A 19,353-nucleotide genomic window follows, 5' to 3' on the forward strand; every position below is an offset into this window, starting at 1 on the left:
GGTTAAGTGCCGTCCGACGCTGACGCGCCGCAATGCGGTCTAACGGACATCAGAGCCTTTATTTGCCTCAAAACCAGGGAATAAAAATTGTAACGGACCACACCGTCAAGGATACCGGCTTTCCTGAACTTCGGAGTCGATCACTTGCTGGATTTGCTGATACGTATGCAGGAAGGAGAACAGCCCGTAAACCACCGCCAGCAAAAAAGGCAGCAGGGCCAAGGCAATCGGGATGTAAAGGCTCGTCTCACCCGCTTGTGCGATTTTTGTCTCCCGGGTTTCCCGGTCGTTTGGGTACCTGTAGCCCAAAGCCTTTATTTTGCGCCGGGCATGATGCAGATAGATGGAATTGGCCGCCACGGCAAAGGCTATTTTTAAGGCAAGCTGCAAGGTTAACATCGTGATGACCAGGCTGAACGAGACCTGGTAACCCGGAAATACAAGGGAGCCGACGATGTTGATAATAAGCGAGCACACGATCAGATAGATCAGCCAGTATAAATACATCCCCCGATACAGCAGCCAAAAGCCGCCGAACAGAAAAGCGGGCCAATTCCAGCGGTGGTCTTGGCGCCATTTTTGAAAATAAGCGCCCGCGCGTTGGCCTATGAACAGTTCAAGCTCCTCGGCAGGAACTCCGAATTCTGACGGAGGTTGGCTTTCTCCGGACTTCCCTGGGGTCTTGCCTGGCTCGGCAGGGGGGAGGGGGACAGCGGGCTCATTTTGCCGAGGTTTGGCCGGCGCTCCGCATCCCGCGCAAAATTTGTCCTCTTTTTCCAAAAGTTTTCCACAGTTTGAACAATACATATGTACCTCCGTCCGCATCTCTTGATGAAGTAGTTTTCATGAAAAGTCATGAAATAGTTCCAAAGAACTAACTTGTTTATATATCGGACTGTCGGAATATCTATTTAATAGCCGCCGCAAAACTCTATAAATAAGACAATAAGCCTATATATTAGTAAAAAATACAATTTTACAATACTTTAACAAAACGTAAACAGTCTGTTTTTGATCCATCTCTATGATGAGGAGGTAGTTCATCTTAAATTTGAGGAGGAGTCGATCCATGATGAGGAGGCGTTGGAGCAAGAAACTGCTTGGCCTGATATTGGCCGGCGCTTTGGGCATAACGGGAGTACCGGGTTTGGCCGTGGAAGCGGCGGAGCCGGCAAATGCAGCGGAACAAGAGTACATCACAGCGGAGGCGGCCGCGGGCAACGAAGCCGCCACGGAGCCAACGACTTCCATGACAACGGAGAAAGGCGAATCTGCAGCTGCAGGGATCAGCGTAGCCGAAGCCATCGCCAAAGGAAACAGCGGCGAATCCGTTACGGTAACCGGTTATATCGTCGGACATGCCGCCGGGTCGCAGACCGCCGATTTCGAGGCGCCGTTCGGCAATGATTATAACTTTTTGATCGCGGATACGGCCGGAGAGCGGGATAAAGCCAAACTCGTCGATGTGCAGATTCCGTCCGGACTGAGAGCCGAATTCGGCCTGCAAAGCAACCCGGATATCATCGGCAAGAAGGTTTCGGTGTCCGGCACGCTGACCGCGTACAACAACTTTCCCGGTTTAAAAAGCGTAACGGCGCTTGAGTTTGCCGCAGCGCAGCCGGGCGAACCAGGCGAACCGGGAAAACCGGGGGAACCGGGCGAGAACCCCGGAGAGCCGGAAAACCCGGGCGGAAACCCTGGTGAGAATCCAGGAGAAAATCCTGGCGAAAATCCGGGAGACCCGGGCCAACCTCCGGGGAATCCGGGGCAAATCCCGGAATTGCCGGACGGCACCGGCAAAAAAGTGCTGTTTGACAATACGCACGCCCAAACCGCCGGCGCGGCCGATTGGGTGATCGACGGCGCGTTTTCCGATTTTGCCGACGGGCTGCGCGGGGCGGGCTTCACGGTCGAGGCGCTGGAGCGGCCGATCCCGTATACGTTCGGCGAAACAGCGATCACGTACGACGCGCTTCGTGACTACGATGTCTTCGTCATTCCCGAAGCGAATGTGCCTTTTAAAGCCGCGGAGCAAGAGGCGCTGGTGGAGTATGTCGAGGACGGCGGAGCGGTATTTTTCATATCCGACCATTATAATGCCGACCGCAACAAAAACCGCTGGGACGCCTCCGAGGTGTTCAACGGGTTCCGTCGCGGAGCATATGAGAATCCGGCTAAAGGCATGAGCGCGGAAGAAGCAGCCTCTCCGGCGATGCAGGGGATAACGAGCTCCGATTGGCTGGCGGACAATTTCGGCGTGCGGTTCCGCTATAACGCCCTTGGGGACGTTAATGCGAACGACGTCGTCAGCCCGTCGCAGTCGTTTGGCATCACGAAAGGCGTTGGGGCCGTGGCCATGCATGCCGGCTCTACGCTGGCGATTTTGAATCCGCAACAAGCAAAAGGCCTAGTTTACGTTCCCGAAGGCGTTCCGGCCTGGGGGAACGCGGTAGACGAAGGCGTCTACAACGGCGGGGGCAGAGATGAAGGGGCGTATGCGGCGGTGTCCAAGCTTGGGCTCGGCAAAGCGGCCTTTATCGGCGATTCTTCGCCTGTGGAGGATGCAACTCCAAAATATGTAAGGGAAGAAAACGGCCAGAAGAAAACGACGTACGACGGGTTCAAGGAAGTCGACGACGGGCTGTTCCTGGTGCAAATCGTGAAGTGGCTCGCCAACGACGAAAGCTACAATTCCTTCGCCGAGGTGCCGGGGCTTGAGCTGGATGAACCGACCCAGTTGAAGCCGTCCGAGAAGCCGGCCGCCACCACCGAGCCGCAGCCGGAGCCTTGGGCCCAACCGGCCCCCGGCTATAAATGGTACGACCCGGCGACGTTCAAGCCGGGCTCCTACGGCTCGGCGCAAGCGCCCGCCACGGAGCCTAAGTACGCGTTCGTGCACCAGGCGCAACTGCCAAGCGCGCAGGAGTTCCAGATCCGCTTGACAGCCGACGGCCTAACGCCCGGACAGACGGTATCGGACCTTAAAGTCGGCATTTACCTGGCCGGCGGAGAACAGATCGCCCGCTTCAAAAACGCCGACGGCACCTGGTCCGACTACAATTACAGCCCGGCGTTTTCACTGACGGGGGATGCCCAGGGGCACGCGGCAAAGGACCTGACCGTCCAGCTCAAGCCGGGCGTGACGGCCGCGAGCGCCAACCTGCGGCTCAAGCAGGGGAGCGGCAACGCGCTGACGAAGACGGTGGCGATCGCCGACGTCGCTGCCGAGCCGCTGCCGGGTGACCATCCGCAGGTGCCGGAATTGGCCACGATCGCCGCGGCCCGTTCGGCGGCCGACGGCACGGTCGTTACCGTGGAGGGCGTGATTACGTCCGAGCCGGGGCTGTTTGGCGGACAAGGGTTTTACCTCCAGGACGATACGGCCGGCGTTTACGTGTTCCAAACGGCCTCCGGCTACCATGCGGGCGATCTGATTCGCATCAGCGCCACCCGGACCTTGTACAACGGGGAGGTTGAGCTGGAAAATCCGCTCACGATCGAAAAGAAAGGGACCGCTCCGCTTCCGCAGCCGATCGAGCAGGAGGCGGTCACGGATGGCAATCAGGGACAGTTCATCACGTTAACCGATGTGGCGGTTCAAGACGTGGCCGCGGCTTCTCCGGCCGGCTCGTTTGAATTTAACGCCGTCAAAGGCGGCGGCGCGGCGACGCGCGTCCGTTTCGATGGCCGGACCGGCGTGGACATGGCGGCATTCAGCGCGCTTTTCCCGGCGGGTTCCAAGGTGGACATCACCGGCATCGCTTCGGTTTTTCGCGGGACGTACCAGCTGAAGCCGCTCTCTCTGGATCACGTTGTGCTTAGCGGTGCGGAAGAAGATACGCTGGCTCCGGTGACCCGGGCGAGCGCTTCGGGTGCCGCGGGGCAGGAGCTGTACAATCCGGAGGACGTTACGGTCTACTTGTCGGCACAGGACGAAGGCGGGAGCGGTCTGGAACGGACCGAATACCGGATCAACGGCGGGGAGTGGCTCGCCTATGCTTCTCCGATTCTGCTGACCGAGGACGGCAAATACGTGATCGAATACCGGTCGTGGGACCGGGCCGGGAATAGCGAAACCGAGAAAACGCTCTACATCAATATCGACCGCGGATCGCCGGTGATTCATTTTTCCGGGGACCGGCAGTTTTTGCAAATCGAAACCGAGTTTCCGATTCAAGTTGACGTCGAGGACGCCGTAAGCGGAGTGAAAAATACGGCATATCAATTGGATGGCCGCCAAATCGCCGGTTTGCACGAAATTACGCCGCTTTCTCTGGCGGCGGGCAAACATAAACTGGTCGTCAGCGCGACGGATGCGGCCGGGCTCCATTCTGCGGAGCAATTCGACTTTACGGTTACGATTGACATCGCCCATCTGGACGAGCTGGTTGATGCCGGAGAAGCGGCAGGCTACGTGAAGAAGGGAATCGCCCAAAGCCTGGACGCCAAGATCAGCTCTCTGCAAAAGGCAAAAACGGACCGTGAGCGCAAGCAAAAAATCAATGTATTGAAGCAGACGATCAACGCGCAAGGCGGAAAAGGCATCAACTCCAGCTTTGCCAAGCTGATGCTGGGCGATCTGGAGTATATCGTCAAACAAGCGGGATAAAACAGCTGCCGAAAGTGACGGAGAGAAGAACCGGTCCTCAAAGGACCGGTTTTTTTCGAAAATTTATAACTCAAAATTCGCAGCAAAAAATCGGCAGACAAGCCTTGATGCAGTTGGGTAAAGCAGCAATCCATCGCCCGGAGTTGACGCTGAATCAAAGGCGGACAGTGTCTTCCCGGCTTCTTGGGCTGCTTCGTTGAGGAAGCGTCAACGATGTAGAAGCGTCACGATCCGGCGGGGCCAATGTATCTACCTTTTGCACCGTGGCCGTTTCGAGCAGTGTCACAAATCGACGCCAGGTGAGGGGGCTGTCTAAAGGGTTCGTGTCTTGGTGTTCGTGTCTTGGTGTCCCTGCCTGCTGCCTGCCTTTGCACGATTATCCCCTTCGTTAAGGAGCAGGAAGCAGGGGGTGGGGCTAGAGCAAGTCAAGGGTTCCAAAAAAAGAGAAGAAAAAACACAAAAAAGCTAAGGAAAAAATGAGGTGGTTCAGGTGAGATTTTCGGCTTGATAAGAGAACGTACGTTTGGTATAATGAAATAAACGGAACTTATGTTCGTGAATTCTTGATTCGGGAGGTAAGCGGATATGGAAGCCAATGCGGGAACGGAACTTCAGCCATTCAGCAGCCGTTTTAACAGCGAGCAGGACTGTATGGAAGCGCTGATCGCGATGAAGTGGCCAAGCGGCTTCGTCTGCCCGCGCTGCGCTCACACCCGGTGCAGTCGCCTAACTTCCCGGCATATCCCTTTGTTCGAGTGCGGAAAGTGCAAGCATCAAACATCGCCTTTGGTCGGCACGATTTTTGAAGGAACGCATCTCCCCCTGGTGAAGTGGTTCCAGGCGCTGGAGTTGTTCCTGCTCCCTGACGGCATCTCGGCGGTGCGGCTGCGCCAGGTGATCCGGGTCACCTACAAGACCGCATGGTCGATGCTGCAAAAAATACGTCATGCCGTGGGGGGGTTCGATGCCCGGGAGCTGCTTTCCGGAGACGTGAAGGTGAACAGCGATCAGTATGGTCGTAATCCGTCCCGGTGTCAGCTTTCGCATCCGTACGCCTCGGCGGTCGTAGCCGGCTGCACGGTCACGGAGTCAGGCGAGCCGGAGCACGTCAAAATCCGCCTGGCGCCGCATAAGCGGGGAAGCGAAGAAAGGGCGAACCGTCACGAACTCGATGCGTTCATCAACGGGCACGTGGATGTCCGTACATCGGCGGTACAGTTGTTCCCTCAGGCCTTTCGGCTTTATACGCCCTTGCGGAAAGTGGTGAGAGAGGCGTGGGAATCGCTGAAGGGTACGTATGGAGCCTTGGGACTGAAGCATCTGCAGGCGTACCTGAACGAGTACACCGTACGCCGTCGGCTGCGCCTGCCCGGAGGACTGCCCGGAGCGGAAGAAACGATGCGACAGAAATTGTTGCAAATGTGTGTGGCGATTCCGGCGATCCCTTACCGCCGGCTGATCGCACGCCAACCGAACCAGCCCCTTGCGGCTGCGGCCTGATCGAGACGCTGAAACGGTGGGGGTTACTTGATACGGATCAACTTGATTTATGTGGGTTAGCATGAATGGTAAGGGCATTGCTGCAGATGGAAGAGTTCAGGCTACAGCAAAATCACAGTCTTTTCGTTTCCCTCTCCACTAAATATTTTTTCTCTCAAGTTTGTCTTTCTCTCAGCTACCTGATTAAACGGGATAATCATGCAAAGTCTCCGGACAGCGAGTGTTGATCTGACGCCCACCCCACCCCACTTCCCTGTCCTCAAGCTTTCAACGCCCTTCGCGTTTCTTGCCACGATCGGTTTTCGACTTGACTGGCAAGGCAAGCAAGGATTATAAAGTTGAGTCAGACAACTCTTCTGTCCGCCTATCTTAATTCTTTAGAACACCTCCAGCTCAGGGACTCAAACTGATTTTTGCTCTGTTCGTGAAGTCGCTGTCAAAGTCGGGAAGTTTTGCGCTCTGGTTCAGCCGTTTTTGTGCAAACGATTGCCTCCTTTAGATTTCGATGATATAATCCAGCACATAAAGATAAGGTAAACGTTTAAGCAACCGCGCAACGGGAATAACGGGGCGGGAGGCTAAACGAAAGCGAGGCGGAAGGAGAAATCGGGATGAGTCAGGTTCGAGAGCAGGTGCAGGTGCAGGTTCAGGTACAGGTACAGGCAAAAGACAGAGGCGCTGCGGACAGAGCTTATATCCTGGGACGGAGCGCCTGGCGCACTCTTGAGGAAGGCAATGAGAAGGAGTGGCTGATCGGCAACGGGATCGGCGGATATGCCAACCATTCCGTCCCTGGCGGCGGCTTTCGGATGTCGCACGGGTATTTGGTTGCGTCGGCCAGGGCGCCGGTGAACCGCATGCTGGTGTTTACCCGCATCCAGGAGCAGGTGTGTATGGGCGGGCAAACCTATGAGCTTGCCTCCCAGCAGTATATCAACTGGCGAAAAGATGGACACCGATATTTGCGGCGGTTCAAGCTGGACACAGTGCCCGAATACGACTACCAGGTCGAGGACGTGAATATCCGCAAAACGATTTCCCTGGAGTATGGCCATAATACGGCGGCGGTCTGCTACGAGATTGCCGGCGGGAAAGAGCCCGCGGAAATCAAGCTGGTCCCGCTGTTTAACTACCGCTCTCCCGGGGACGTGTCGGAAAAAGGGAGCCTGCGTTTCGAAACTAAGCTGGAGGGCAATGTACTGCGGCTGACGCCGGAGAGCGGGCCGGACGTAACGATATCGTTCATGGCGTCGGCGGGCGAATATCTGGACCGTTCCACGCTGCCGGTAACGATGGCAACGCCGTCTCATATGTACGAGGAAGGGCATTTTTACGCTTTCGAGAACCGGAACGGTTTTTTGGGCGTGGATTGTCATTATACCCCTTATGAAATCAATGTAACGATCGAGCCTTACGAGCGCAAAGCCTTTTATTTCAAATGTTCGACGGAGCCGCTTGACGGCAAGGACGGCTTCGCTATCGTTCGCGAATACAAGGAGCGGATGGACAAACTGGTGGCGGCGGCCGGTTACGGCGACAGACTCGCGGACCGTCTGGTTGAAGCGGCGGACCATTTTATCGTGGACCGGGAGTCAACCGGACTGAAAACGGTGCTGGCCGGTTATCCGTGGTTCACCGATTGGGGCCGGGATACGATGATCGCGTTGCCCGGACTGGCTTTGGCCACCCGCAGATTCGCGGAGGCGCGCGAAATTATGGAATCGTTTTCGCGTTATGTCCGCGGCGGGCTGATTCCGAACATGTTCCCGGACGATGGCCAGGAGCCCCTGTACAACACGGTGGACGCTTCGCTTTGGTATGTTCACGCCGTCTATGAATATTTGAAACATACCGGTGGGGAAGATGATTACAGGTTCATTCGCGCTACGGTCTATCCAACGTTAAAAGAAATCGTCGCCGCTTACTGCGGCGGAACCGATTTTTCGATCGGGATGGATGAGGACGGGCTGATTCATGCGGGCGGCGGCCTGGATCAGGTCACCTGGATGGACGTGCGGGTAGGCGATTGGGTCGTGACCCCGCGGCACGGCAAGCCGGTGGAGATCAACGCCCTGTGGTACAACGCGCTGTGCATTATGGCCCGGCTGGCGGAACGTTTCGGGGAAACGGAGCCATATGATGAATTGGCGCAGAAAGTGCGGGAATCTTTCCACAGCCGTTTTTGGAACGGGGCGGACCAATGTCTGTACGATGTTGTTGATGTGCCCCAAAAGGACGGGGGATTCAACAATGATCCTTCGATTCGGCCGAACCAGATTTGGGCGGTGTCGCTGCCGTTTACGATGCTGCCGCCCGACCAGGAGAAGGCCGTTGTCGGCACGGTATATAAGCATTTGTACACGCCTTATGGGCTGCGTTCGCTTTCTTTCCGGGACCCGCGCTTCCGGCCCCGCTATATCGGCAAATTGATCGACCGGGACGGCGCTTATCACATGGGGACGGTTTGGGCTTTTCCGCTGGGGGCGTTCATCACGGCCTATTGCAAAGTGAACGGGTACAGCCAACGGGCCGTCCTGACGGCGAAAGAAATGTGCGCCGTGGTTGAGGATCACCTCCAAGATGGGGGCATCGGCGGGATCGCTGAAATTTTTGACGGGGAATTTGCCTGTACCGGGCGCGGCTGTTTTACGCAGGCCTGGAGTGTGGGGGAAATATTGCGCGCATATACGGAAGATGTGCTTCCGCGTTTACGGAATTTGCGGGGAAAGGAGTGAAGCCGTTTGTCCGTTCAAAAAAAATTCGAAGGTACGATAGATTACGGCGATTTGGCGGTTACCGGAGGAATTTCCGTATTTCATGCGGAATTCGACGCGAAGTTTTATTATGAGGGCGACGACTTGGGGGCCGTCTATACGCCGGAGCAAACCCGCTTCCGCTTGTGGGCCCCTACGGCTTCGGAAGCGCGAGTCGTCCTGTACGAAACCTGGGACGGCGCGCCGGTCAAAGAGCTGGCGATGCAGCGGGATGCGCAGGGGACGTGGACGCTCGCGATTGCGGAGGATTGCCGGAACTTATTATACACTTACCGCGTAAAGGTGGGGGCGCAATGGAACGAAGCCGCCGATCCTTACGCCAAGGCGGTGGGCGTCAACGGGGATAAAGCGACGATTCTTGATCTGCGGAGCACCGATCCGGAAGGGTGGGACGAAGACGTGAAGCCGCCGCTGGCTTCGGAGACCGACGCGGTGATCTATGAGCTGCATGTCCGCGATCTGTCGGTTCACCCGCGGAGCGGCATTCGCGAGAAAGGCAAATTCCTGGGTCTGGCCGAAGAAGGAACCCGGGGGCCGAACGGCATACCGACGGGACTCGACCATATCGCCGGGCTTGGCGTTACGCATGTGCAGCTGCTGCCGGTGTTCGACTACTCCAGGGAGAGCGTGGATGAACGCCGTTTGAATGAACCCCATTACAACTGGGGTTACGATCCGAAAAACTACAATGTGCCGGAAGGCTCCTATGCCACGGACCCTTACGATCCGGCCGCGCGCATCGCCGAATTGAAACGCCTTGTGCAGACGTTGCATGCCCGGGGGCTCCGGGTCATCATGGACGTGGTTTACAACCATGTGTTCGACGGGTACCTGATTCATTTCACCAAGCTGGTGCCGGGTTATTACTTGCGCTACAAAGCGGACGGCACCTTCTCGGACGGGGCGTTCTGCGGCAACGAATGCGCCTCGGAGCGGCCGATGATGAAGAAATATATCGTCGACTCGGTGCTGCATTGGGTACGCGAATATCATATCGACGGTTTCCGGTTCGATCTGATGGGCTTGCTCGATGTCGATACGATGAACGAAATCCGCCGCCGGTTGGATGAGATCGATCCTTCCCTAATCATGGTGGGCGAAGGCTGGATGATGGACACCGTGCTGCCCGCGGAGCGGCGGGCCAATCAGGCCAACGCCGCGCGGATGCCGCGCATCGGCATGTTCAACGACGGGCTGCGGGACGCGGTCAAGGGAGATATTTTTCATCCTGAAAAAAGAGGCTTCATCAGCGGCGGCGACGGCTTCGAGAACGGAGTGAAACGGGGCGTTGCCGGGGGCATCGATTACGGCGGGGAAATCCGCCAGTTTGCCGCGGAGCCGGCGCAGTCGGTCAACTACGTGGAGTGCCACGACAATCACACGCTATGGGACAAAATCATGCTGTCCACGGACGGGGAGGCGGACGAGCGGCGGCGCGCCATGCACCGGCTGGCCTCGGCGATCGTGCTGACCAGCCAGGGCATCCCGTTTGTCCATGCCGGGCAGGAGTTCATGCGAACGAAGGGCGGCGTGGAGAACAGCTACAACGCTCCCGTCGAGATCAACTGGCTCGATTGGGAGCGCTGCGCGGCTCATCGGGATGATGTGGCCTATATGCGGAGCCTGATCACGCTTCGCCGCGAGCACCCGGCGTTTCGCCTGCGTACGGCCCGGGACATTCGAACGCATCTGCGCTTCGAGGCAGCGCCGCCGCATACGGTGGCGTATACGCTGCGCGAGCACGCCGGCGGCGATCCGGACCGCCATCTGTACGTCCTGTACAACGCCAATCCCGGCGCGGTGACGCTTGAACTGCCTGCGCTGGGGGCGTGGGAGGTACGTTTCGGCGGCGAGTACGTTCAATCGCTGGGAGACGGCAAGCTTGCCGCTAACGGCATCGGCCTGATCGTGTTGGGCGTTCGGTCTTAGCAAAGGGCTTTTAGAACGTGGAGGCGAAGAAAAAAGCGCTGGATGACTGCGCATATATTTTGTACGTTTGGTAACGCCGAAGAGGGTACAAAGGCGAGCTTTCGTGACTAATCTGAAATAAGCTACAAGAGGCCCACGTAATTGCACATGGGCCTGTTTTTTAGATGCAAGCGAAGCGGAAACAAGAGAGGTCCCTGAAAGTCTTGATTTTCAGTCATTTTGTGAAAATGAAGAAGGTGTTTGACAAGATTTTCCTTACTTTTACAAAAATCAGTGATATGATGGGTTTAAATGATTTGTGCAAACGTTTGAACAAATTATAATCCTGACTTTAGCTGCTTCGCTATTTAAAAGCGGTATGAGCGAGGGAAAAGAGGTATCGCAAAGGATGAACCGGCCATCAAAAGACTTCTATAAAAGCGTATATCAAATCGCTCTTCCGGTCACGCTGCAAAGTCTGATTATGGCTTTTTTTGCTTTGACCGATCAGCTGATGGTCGGTCAATTGGGCGACGTGGCCATCGCTTCGGTCGGAATGGCCGGGAAAATTTACGCGGTGATTTCCGTCGTGCTGGCCGGCCTTGCCGCAGGAGTATCCATTTACGTGGCCCAGTTCTGGGGAAAGCGGGACAGCAAGAACATCTCCCGCTTGCTGGGTATCGGGCTGATGGCGGGGTTTACGCTCTCTTTCCTGTTTACCCTGCTCGTATTTTTCAATCCGCAGCTTTGCCTTGGCGTGTTCACTACGGATAAGCGGGTCATCGGCGAGGGGGGCGTTTTTCTGCAAATCGTATCCCTCAGTTATGTTCCGGTCATGCTGACTATGCTGTATTCCGCCGTATTGCGAAGCACGACGCATGTAAAATTGCCGATGTCCGTCAGCCTGTTTGCGGTAGGCCTTAACATCCTGTTGAACTATATGCTAATTTTCGGGAAATGGGGTTTTCCGGAATTGGGGTTAGAAGGAGCGGCGATTGCGACATCGCTCTCCAGAGCGGTAGAGTGCGTAACGATCGTTGGAGCGGTATATTTGTTCAAGCTTCCGGGCCGGGCGCGCTTTGGCGATTTGTTCGAAGGTTCGGGGGCTTTGGTGAAAAAATTCATTAAAACGACGTATCCCATCGTTTTGACTGAATTGATTTGGGTACTGGGGGAAACGGTGTACGCGGTCATTTACAGCCGGATGGGCACCACCGAAATGACGGCCATGACGATCACTTTTCCCCTGCAAGGGATATGTATAGGACTGCTGTCAGGCCTTTCCGGCGCGGGCGGAGTCATGGTCGGCAACAAGCTCGGCGCCGGAGAGGAGGAGACTGCGATGCAGTATGCGCTGCGTTTCCTCAAGCTGGGGACGATCGTCTCTGTTGCGGTCGGACTCCTGATCGCGGCGATATCCCCTTGGTATGTGTCAGCCTTTAACCTTTCCGGGGAAGCGCATCATCTGGGCATTTATCTGGTATGGGTTTTCGCGGCTTTCCTCTGGGCTAAGGTGGGAAATATGATTATGGCCGGAGGGATTTTAAACAGCGGCGGAGACAGCAAATTCGTATTCGTCATGGAATCGGCGGCAACGTGGTTGATCGGAGTGCCTTCGGGCTTGATACTGTCCTTTGTGTTCAAGCAGCCGATTTACCTGGTATACTTCGCTTTGTCTTTGGAGGAAGTCGTCCGGTTCGGCTTCGGCATCGCGCGAATCAGGTCGCGGAAATGGCTTAGAAATTTGGTGCATGACATCGCCGCATGATGGACGGATGATGACCCGGAAAAGCCCAAAAAGCTGCTCATCACGGCGTTTACGCCGGGAGCAGCTTTTTTTGGCATGGCTTATTGGGGGACGATCATCAGCTCAGCGCGGCCGGAGCGGAACGCTGCGCTTGCACCTCGCCCATTGCGCCGACCGTATAGCTTTGATCGTAAATCCGGATCGCCGCCGGCACATCCGTTTCGTTAACGACGATGATGCTGTCTTCAGTAACGTTCACCTGGAGGCGGGAGCCGCGGAACATCACTTTGAACGAAAACGACTTCCAATGGGACGGAATGAACGGGCGCAGCACCAGCTCGCCGCTTTGCACGCGCAGCCCGCCGAACCCTTGGACGATCGACATCCACGTTCCGGCCATGCTCGTAATATGGCAGCCGTCCTCGGTATCGTTATTGTAGTTGTCGAGATCGAGCCGGGCGGTGCGCAGGTACATTTCGTACGCTTTCTCCTGGTATCCCAGCTCGCAGGCGATGATCGCATGCAGGCAGGGGGACAGGGAGGATTCGTGCACCGTGATCGGCTCGTAGAAATCGAAGTTGCGTTTTTTCGTTTCCAGGTCGTAGCGGTCGCCCAGGAAGTAAAGGCCCTGGAGAACATCGGCCTGTTTGATGTAGCAGGAGCGCAAAATCCGGTCCCACGACCAGTTCTGGTTCAGCGGCAGGTGCTCCGGAGCCAGTTCATTAACCGGAACGATCTCCTTGTCGAGGAAGCCGTCCTGCTGCAAAAATACGCCGCGTTCTTCATCGTACGGGTAGTACATGTTATCGATAATATGCCGCCATTTTTGGGCTTCCTCATCCTGCAGATTCAGCTTGCCCGCCAAGGCTTCATAGTGGTCAGGCTCGTTGTTTTTCAAATCGTTCAGCACTTCCAGCGTATATTCCAGCGTCCAAGCGGCAATCCGGTTCGTGTACCAGTTGTTGTTGACGTTGTTTTCGTATTCGTTCGGGCCGGTCACCCCAAGAATCACGTATTTGCCTTTGGCCGCCGAGAAGTTGACGCGCTCCGCCCAGAAGCGGGAGATTTCCGCCAGCACTTCAAAACCGTATTGACTGAGGTATGCTTTATCCCCTGTATAATTCACGTAATTAAAAATAGCGTAAGCAATGGCGCCGTTGCGGTGGATCTCTTCAAACGTGATTTCCCATTCGTTATGGCATTCTTCGCCGTTCATCGTCACCATCGGATATAGCGCGCCTTTGGAGAAGCCCAGCTTCCGCGCGTTTTCCTTCGCTTTTTCCAGGTGCTTGTAACGGTAGATCAACAGATTGCGGGCGATGCCGGAATCGGCCGTACTGAGGTAGAACGGAACGCAGTAGGCCTCCGTGTCCCAGTAGGTGCTGCCGCCGTATTTTTCCCCGGTGAAGCCTTTCGGACCGATGTTGAGCCGGTCGTCGTCCCCGCTGTAGGTTTGATTGAGCTGAAAAATGTTAAAGCGGATCGCCTGCTGCGCCGATACGTCGCCTTCGATGATGATGTCGCTCGTTTGCCATTTTTCCGCCCAGGCTTCGGCCTGCTCGCGCAGCAAAACGTCAAAGCCGTCCTCTTTCGCCGCCAGCAGCAGTTTTGTCCCGGCCGGGGCCAGCGCGGCCAGCCCGTGATCGCGGGAGGTCACGTTCGCGACGTATTTATAAAGCGTTACGGCTTCGCCTTGACCGGCCTGAACGGCCACTTCGGCGGCCACATATTTCTCCCGCTCGCTGAGCGCCGGGGAAAGCTCCAGCGTTTGCCCGTCCTTCAACACATCAAAAGCCATGGCGGACGTCACATGGAAGTCTAGCTTTTTCGTCTTGACCGTCAGGTAGGATAGGTCGGCCGCGGCCTTTTTTTCCACTTCGACCCAAAACTTCTCTTCATAGTTGGAATCCTTGTTTTTTACGTCGCCGTCCAGGTAAGGCATAAAACGCAGCTCCCCGCTGAAATTGAGCGGAGTTACCGTATAGCGGATCGCGCCGATTTCATGGCGGACGATGCTGACGAACCGTTTGGCCTCCACGGCGACTTCCTTTCCGCCCTCCAAAACGGCGGTAAAGCGCCGGGAGAGCCAGCCTTCCTTCATGTTCAATTCGCGGACGAAATCCTTCACTTCGCAAGCGGCCAGGTCAAGGGCGGCGCCGTCCACCCAAACGTCGATCCCGATCCAGTTGGTGCTGTTCAGGACTTTGGCAAAATATTCGGGATATCCGTTTTTCCACCAGCCTACGCGGGTTTTGTCCGGATAATAGACGCCCGCCATATAACTGCCCTGCAGGGATGGGCCGCCGTACCGTTCCTCGAAATTGGCCCGCTGCCCCATATATCCGTTTCCGATGCTGAAAATGCTTTCGGAAATCTCGTGGTTTGCCGGATCGAACCCTTCCTCGATGATCGACCAAGCATCTTCTTTTAAATATTGTTTCACTATAACCGGCTCCTTTGGACATACTAATATGAAAATGTTGATAAAAAGAAGCAGTGCTATTCGCTGTTGCCTTACGCTCCGGCTTGGCTTACCGGCCCGCCGCGAGCAAGGCTGAGACGGGGGATGACGGCGTCAAGAGACGGCCAGACCGCGCAGCAGGCTCATCGACACGTCCCCCAGCGAAGGGACGACGAGATCGGCCGCGCCGAGCGTATCCGGCGATCCGATGCCGACGCAGCGCATGCCGGCGCGGCGCGCCGCCTCGATCCCGGCCTCGGCGTCCTCAAAGACGACGCACGCCTCCGGCGGGACGCCAAGCTCCTCCGCTCCGAGCAGGAACACCTCGGGATCGGGTTTGGCGCAGGAAGTCCGGGTGCCGTCGATAATCGCGTCAAAATACGGCGTCAGCCCCGTATTCCGCAAAATGACCGAGGCGTTTTTGCTGGCGGAGCCGAGCGCGGTTTTCAGGCCCCGCTCCCGGCATTGCTTCAAGAAATCGAGCGCGCCCGGCAAAATTTCCGCAGCGTCCATTTTGGAGATGTATTCGACATACCAGCCGTTTTTGCGTTCGGCCAGCTCCCGCTTCACGCCGTCTTCCAATTCCAGCCCGCCGACCTTCAGCAAAATATCGAGCGATGCCATGCGGCTGATGCCCTTGAGCTTCTCATTGTCCTGTGCGGTGAACTCGAAGCCGAGCTCGGCGGCCAGCCGTTTCCAGGCCAGAAAATGATATTTGGCGGTGTCGACCAGTACGCCGTCCAGGTCGAATAAACATGCCTTGATTGAATCCACAAACATTCCTCCTTTGTAGCGCAAACGTTTGAATAAAACTCGAAAAATAAAAGAAGCGGTGAGCTTCCGTTATTTTTCGGGTGGCGTAGCTGGTTTTACTTTTTGGGCACCGAATACATCGACGAGTCGCGGACGATCAGACGGTGCGGAATGATCTGCCGCTTCGGATACACTTTGTCGCTGCTGCCTTGCACCGCCTGGATCAACACCTGGGAAGCGGTGTAGCCCATGTTGTAAATGCCGATATCCATACTGCTGAGCGGCGGCGTCGAGAGTTCCGACAGCGGAATATTGTTGAAGCTGACCAGACACAAATCTTCGGGAACCTTGTATTTCAGCTCGTGCAAGCCGCGAAGCACGCCGAATGCCACGACGTCGTCGATCGTGACGAGGGCCGTGGGGCGATCCGGGAGATTCATGAAAAACGACATGGCCCGATACCCGCTGTCCTGCAAAAACTCACCTTCGACAATCCATTCGGGCCGGCTCTCCAGTCCTGAATCCTTCAGCGCGTCCTGGTACCCCTTCATCCGATCCTTGGACACGACAAGCTCCGGCGGCCCGCTGACGAACCCGATGCGCTCGTGCCCCAGCGCGATCAAATGCTTCGTGGCGTCGTACGATGCCTGGATGTTATCATTATCCACCGATAAAATATCGGGATACTCCTCGCTGCGCCCGATCACAACAAACGGATGTCCGCCATTATGGAGAAAATCGATCACAGGATCGTTTTGCCGCGAATACAGCAAAATGACTCCGTCCACCCGACGTCCGTTGATCAGTCTGGAGACGTTTTCGACTTCCTCTTTCTCGTTGGCGCCGGAGCTGATGAGCACGTCGTAACCGAGGCGGCTGGCCTGCGTCACGATCCCGCGGATCAGTTCCATGAAGAAGAAGTTGGAGAACAGTTCTTCAGCGGACTTCGGCAGCATGATGCATATGCTGTTTGTCGTTTTGGAAACCAGGCTTTTGGCCATGATGTTGGGATGATAGCCAAGCTGGTCCATAATGAGTTTTACTTTCCGCGATGTTTCCGCGCTGATTCTGGGATGATTGGACAGCACCCGGGACACGGTAGAGGGCGATACTCCGGCTTTTTTTGCAACATCCTTGATGGTGACAGCCATATAAACCTCCTGTGTGGAACCGTTTGCTTTACACTGTAATATTAATCGAAACGCAGCGGAAAGTAAATAGAAAGCGGCGCGGACAAGGCTTACCCATTAAAATAGCGAGAATATAAATTTGTTGAGTGAAAAAAGAATACAGAGTTTAAAAGATAAAAAAGCCGCCATGAGGCCGCGGTTTTTCTCGGATCAAAGGGAACCGCAAACGTTTTACTCGCAGAGCTGTTCATACTGTCCGGAGTGTTGCCAACTTCCGGGATGTTTGCTCAGCTGACGGAAATAAGGGAATAAAAGGATCGTTATTTTCGCGATGGTAAGGGTTCTTCGGAGAATAGAGTCCTTTTATGCCGCTATTTTGGCGCGTGAACGGTGAAAAGAAGCTTTTTCCGCGGAGGCGCGTGAAAATAGGGACAAAATTTACCGTTATTTCCCCCGAAGGCTAGAAAAGCACCCGAATAACGCCCAAAAAGTCCGCTATTTACTTGCCTTCTATGTCTACACGGAGCGTCAAGGCGTGAGCATGTGCCCGGAATGAGGGCGGAAACGAGCCGGGGTAGGCCCGCCCATCCCCAAGGACAAGCCGGCCCCAATTTTATGCACAGCTATTTGCTTTCCGTAAGCACCGCGTACCCATAGGCGGGCAGTTTCACGGTCAGCTTTCCGCTCTCCGTTTTGTAGGTTTGCCCGCTCATCCGGTCCTGCCAGGAGGCTCCGGCCGCGCTGACCTCAAACGTTTGACCGGCATCGTAATTGTTGAGCAGCACGAGCACCGTCTCCCCGTCGAGCTTGCGCTCGTAAGCCAGCTTGCTGCCGCCCGCCTCGGCGATCAGGAACCGGATCGAGCCGGTGCGGAGCGGGGCCAGCTCTTTACGGACGGCAATCAGCTCGCGGTAGAACTTAAACAGCTCCCGGTCCTGTTTGTCCGCATCCCATTCCATGCATTTGCGGGAGTCCGGGTCCATTGCTCCGTCGAGACCGATCTCGTCTCCGTAGTAAATACAGGGCGTACCGGCGTATGTGAACTGGAACAGGGCGGCCAGCTTCATTTTGGCTTTGTTGCCTTCGCAAAGCGTCAGCAGGCGTGGCGTATCGTGGCTGTCCAGGAGATTGAAGGCGACCTCGCTTGCCTGCTGCGGATAACGGGACAGCTGCTTGCCGATCGCATGAGCGAATCCGGCGGCATCCAGCGTGCCGCGGACGACGAAATCAAGCACGGCTTCGGTGAACGGATAGTTCATGACGGCGTCAAACTGGTCGCCCTGCAGCCAGCCGGAGGATTCATGCCAAATTTCGCCGAGGATGTAAGCGTCCGGGTTTGCGGCTTTGACCGTTTTGCGGAAATCGCGCCAAAAATGATGATCCACTTCGTTCGCCACGTCCAGCCGCCAGCCGTCGATCCCGACTTCCTTGATCCAGAACTCCGCCACCTTCAGCAAATACTCCTTGACTTCCGGGTTCTCCGTGTTGAGCTTTGGCATCAGCGGCTCAAAAGCGAACGTATCGTAGGTCGGCACCCCGTCCTTGACCTGCAGCGGATATTCGCGAACGTGAAACCAGTCTTTATAACGGGATTTTTCGCCTTTTTCCAGCACGTCGACAAACGGGGCGAACGTTTTGCCCGAATGGTTGAACACGGCGTCGAACAGCACGCGGATTCCCCGTTCATGGCAGGCGTTGACGAGCTTCTTGACCGTGGCGATGTCGCCGAAGTGCGGATCGATTTTCATATAGTCCGCCGTATCGTATTTATGGTTGGTCGTCGCTTCAAACAGCGGCGTAAAATATATGCCCGTGATTCCAAGCTCGCTCAAATGGTCGAGATGATCGATGACGCCCTGCAAATCGCCGCCGAAAAAGTTGGTGCGCTCCGGCTTGCCGCCCCAGGGAAGAACTCCCTTCGGACTTATGCTCGGGTCGCCGTTGGCGAAGCGTTCCGGGAAGATCTGATAGAAGACCGCATCTTTCACCCAAGCCGGAGGGGCAAACACATCGATCGGGTTAATGAACGGAAATTCAAACAAGCGTTCCGGCCCGGCAGGGCGCTCCCGGGTAAATTCGCTTTCGGTCATCCAGATTTGCTCGTCGCCGGATTTCAGCAAAAAGCCGTATCTTGTTCTGCGCAGCGGCGGCTGATAGGCGCATTCCCAGTAATCGAACAGCTCGTCGCTGACCATGCGGGACATGGGAATCAGCTCCTTGCTTTGATCCCACATGTATTTATCCCCGACAAAAGCATAAACCTCAGTAAGATCGTTTTTTTTCGAGCGCAGGCGCAGATGGAGCGTACGATAGTCGTAAGCATAGGCCCAATTGAGTTTCGGACGATGATAAATCGCTTCAAGCAGCATAAGATTCCTCCTAAAAGTTTTGTGAGCATCACTACGTTAGCACAAGCTTCGTACAAAACTGCATCGGAAGCATAAGCTCAGTTCTGTGAGCATCGCTACGTC

10 protein-coding genes are annotated in these 19,353 nt (G+C 55.9%); 5 read left to right on the forward strand and 5 right to left on the reverse strand.

Translation table 11 applies throughout. The features are described from left to right. Positions 1–105: 105 nt before the first annotated feature. Positions 106–807 (reverse strand): DUF2628 domain-containing protein, encoded by a 702-nt coding sequence (locus NYE69_RS06090; RefSeq protein WP_269059130.1) that lies wholly within the window; start codon positions 805–807, stop codon positions 106–108. Between the two features lie 265 nt (positions 808–1,072). Here NYE69_RS06090 and NYE69_RS06095 point away from each other — a divergent pair, with 265 nt between their 5' ends. From NYE69_RS06095 to NYE69_RS06115, 5 genes are all read left to right on the forward strand, one after another. Then, positions 1,073–4,609, forward strand: coding sequence for a DUF6359 domain-containing protein (locus NYE69_RS06095; RefSeq protein WP_340930296.1), 3,537 nt, complete (start codon positions 1,073–1,075; stop codon positions 4,607–4,609). Between the two features lie 585 nt (positions 4,610–5,194). Next, on the forward strand, positions 5,195–6,109 hold the full coding sequence (locus NYE69_RS06100; RefSeq protein WP_340925145.1) for an IS1595 family transposase: 915 nt from the start codon (positions 5,195–5,197) through the stop codon (positions 6,107–6,109). A gap of 611 nt (positions 6,110–6,720) precedes the next feature. Then, a complete protein-coding gene (locus NYE69_RS06105) occupies positions 6,721–8,844 on the forward strand; it encodes an amylo-alpha-1,6-glucosidase (protein WP_340925147.1) in 2,124 nt (707 codons plus the stop codon). Between the two features lie 6 nt (positions 8,845–8,850). After that, positions 8,851–10,812 (forward strand): type I pullulanase, encoded by a 1,962-nt coding sequence (gene pulA, locus NYE69_RS06110; RefSeq protein ID WP_340925149.1) that lies wholly within the window; start codon positions 8,851–8,853, stop codon positions 10,810–10,812. Positions 10,813–11,200: 388 nt separating this feature from the next. Then, positions 11,201–12,559 (forward strand): MATE family efflux transporter, encoded by a 1,359-nt coding sequence (locus NYE69_RS06115; protein WP_340925151.1) that lies wholly within the window; start codon positions 11,201–11,203, stop codon positions 12,557–12,559. A 97-nt stretch (positions 12,560–12,656) separates the two neighbouring features. Here NYE69_RS06115 and NYE69_RS06120 read toward each other — a convergent pair whose 3' ends face one another. The 4 genes from NYE69_RS06120 to NYE69_RS06135 all read right to left on the reverse strand — a co-directional run bounded on the left by NYE69_RS06120 (position 12,657) and on the right by NYE69_RS06135 (position 19,251). Further along, positions 12,657–14,981, reverse strand: coding sequence for a glycoside hydrolase family 65 protein (locus NYE69_RS06120; RefSeq protein WP_340925153.1), 2,325 nt, complete (start codon positions 14,979–14,981; stop codon positions 12,657–12,659). A gap of 132 nt (positions 14,982–15,113) precedes the next feature. Further along, positions 15,114–15,773, reverse strand: coding sequence for a beta-phosphoglucomutase (pgmB, locus tag NYE69_RS06125; RefSeq protein ID WP_340925154.1), 660 nt, complete (start codon positions 15,771–15,773; stop codon positions 15,114–15,116). A gap of 95 nt (positions 15,774–15,868) precedes the next feature. Further along, entirely contained in the window at positions 15,869–16,903 is a 1,035-nt protein-coding gene (locus NYE69_RS06130) for a LacI family DNA-binding transcriptional regulator (RefSeq protein ID WP_036626553.1), read from the reverse strand. 602 nt (positions 16,904–17,505) lie between these two features. Then, positions 17,506–19,251 carry an alpha-glycosidase gene (locus tag NYE69_RS06135; RefSeq protein ID WP_155620942.1) on the reverse strand — a complete coding sequence of 582 codons (1,746 nt, stop codon included), beginning with the start codon at positions 19,249–19,251 and terminating at the stop codon, positions 17,506–17,508. Between the last annotated feature and the right edge of the window lie 102 nt (positions 19,252–19,353).

The sequence above is a fragment of the Paenibacillus sp. FSL R5-0527 genome (assembly GCF_038008055.1).
GTDB lineage: Bacteria > Bacillota > Bacilli > Paenibacillales > Paenibacillaceae > Fontibacillus > Fontibacillus macerans.

What these genes read in the sequence shown, in the direction of transcription:
- NYE69_RS06090 (WP_269059130.1), bottom strand. Translation starts at nt 807, where the DNA reads ATGTATTGTTCAAACTGTGGAAAACTTTTGGAAAAAGAGGACAAATTT.
- NYE69_RS06095 (WP_340930296.1), top strand. Translation starts at nt 1,073, where the DNA reads ATGAGGAGGCGTTGGAGCAAGAAACTGCTTGGCCTGATATTGGCCGGC.
- NYE69_RS06100 (WP_340925145.1), top strand. Translation starts at nt 5,195, where the DNA reads ATGGAAGCCAATGCGGGAACGGAACTTCAGCCATTCAGCAGCCGTTTT.
- NYE69_RS06105 (WP_340925147.1), top strand. Translation starts at nt 6,721, where the DNA reads ATGAGTCAGGTTCGAGAGCAGGTGCAGGTGCAGGTTCAGGTACAGGTA.
- NYE69_RS06115 (WP_340925151.1), top strand. Translation starts at nt 11,201, where the DNA reads ATGAACCGGCCATCAAAAGACTTCTATAAAAGCGTATATCAAATCGCT.
- NYE69_RS06130 (WP_036626553.1), bottom strand. Translation starts at nt 16,903, where the DNA reads ATGGCTGTCACCATCAAGGATGTTGCAAAAAAAGCCGGAGTATCGCCC.
- NYE69_RS06135 (WP_155620942.1), bottom strand. Translation starts at nt 19,251, where the DNA reads ATGCTGCTTGAAGCGATTTATCATCGTCCGAAACTCAATTGGGCCTAT.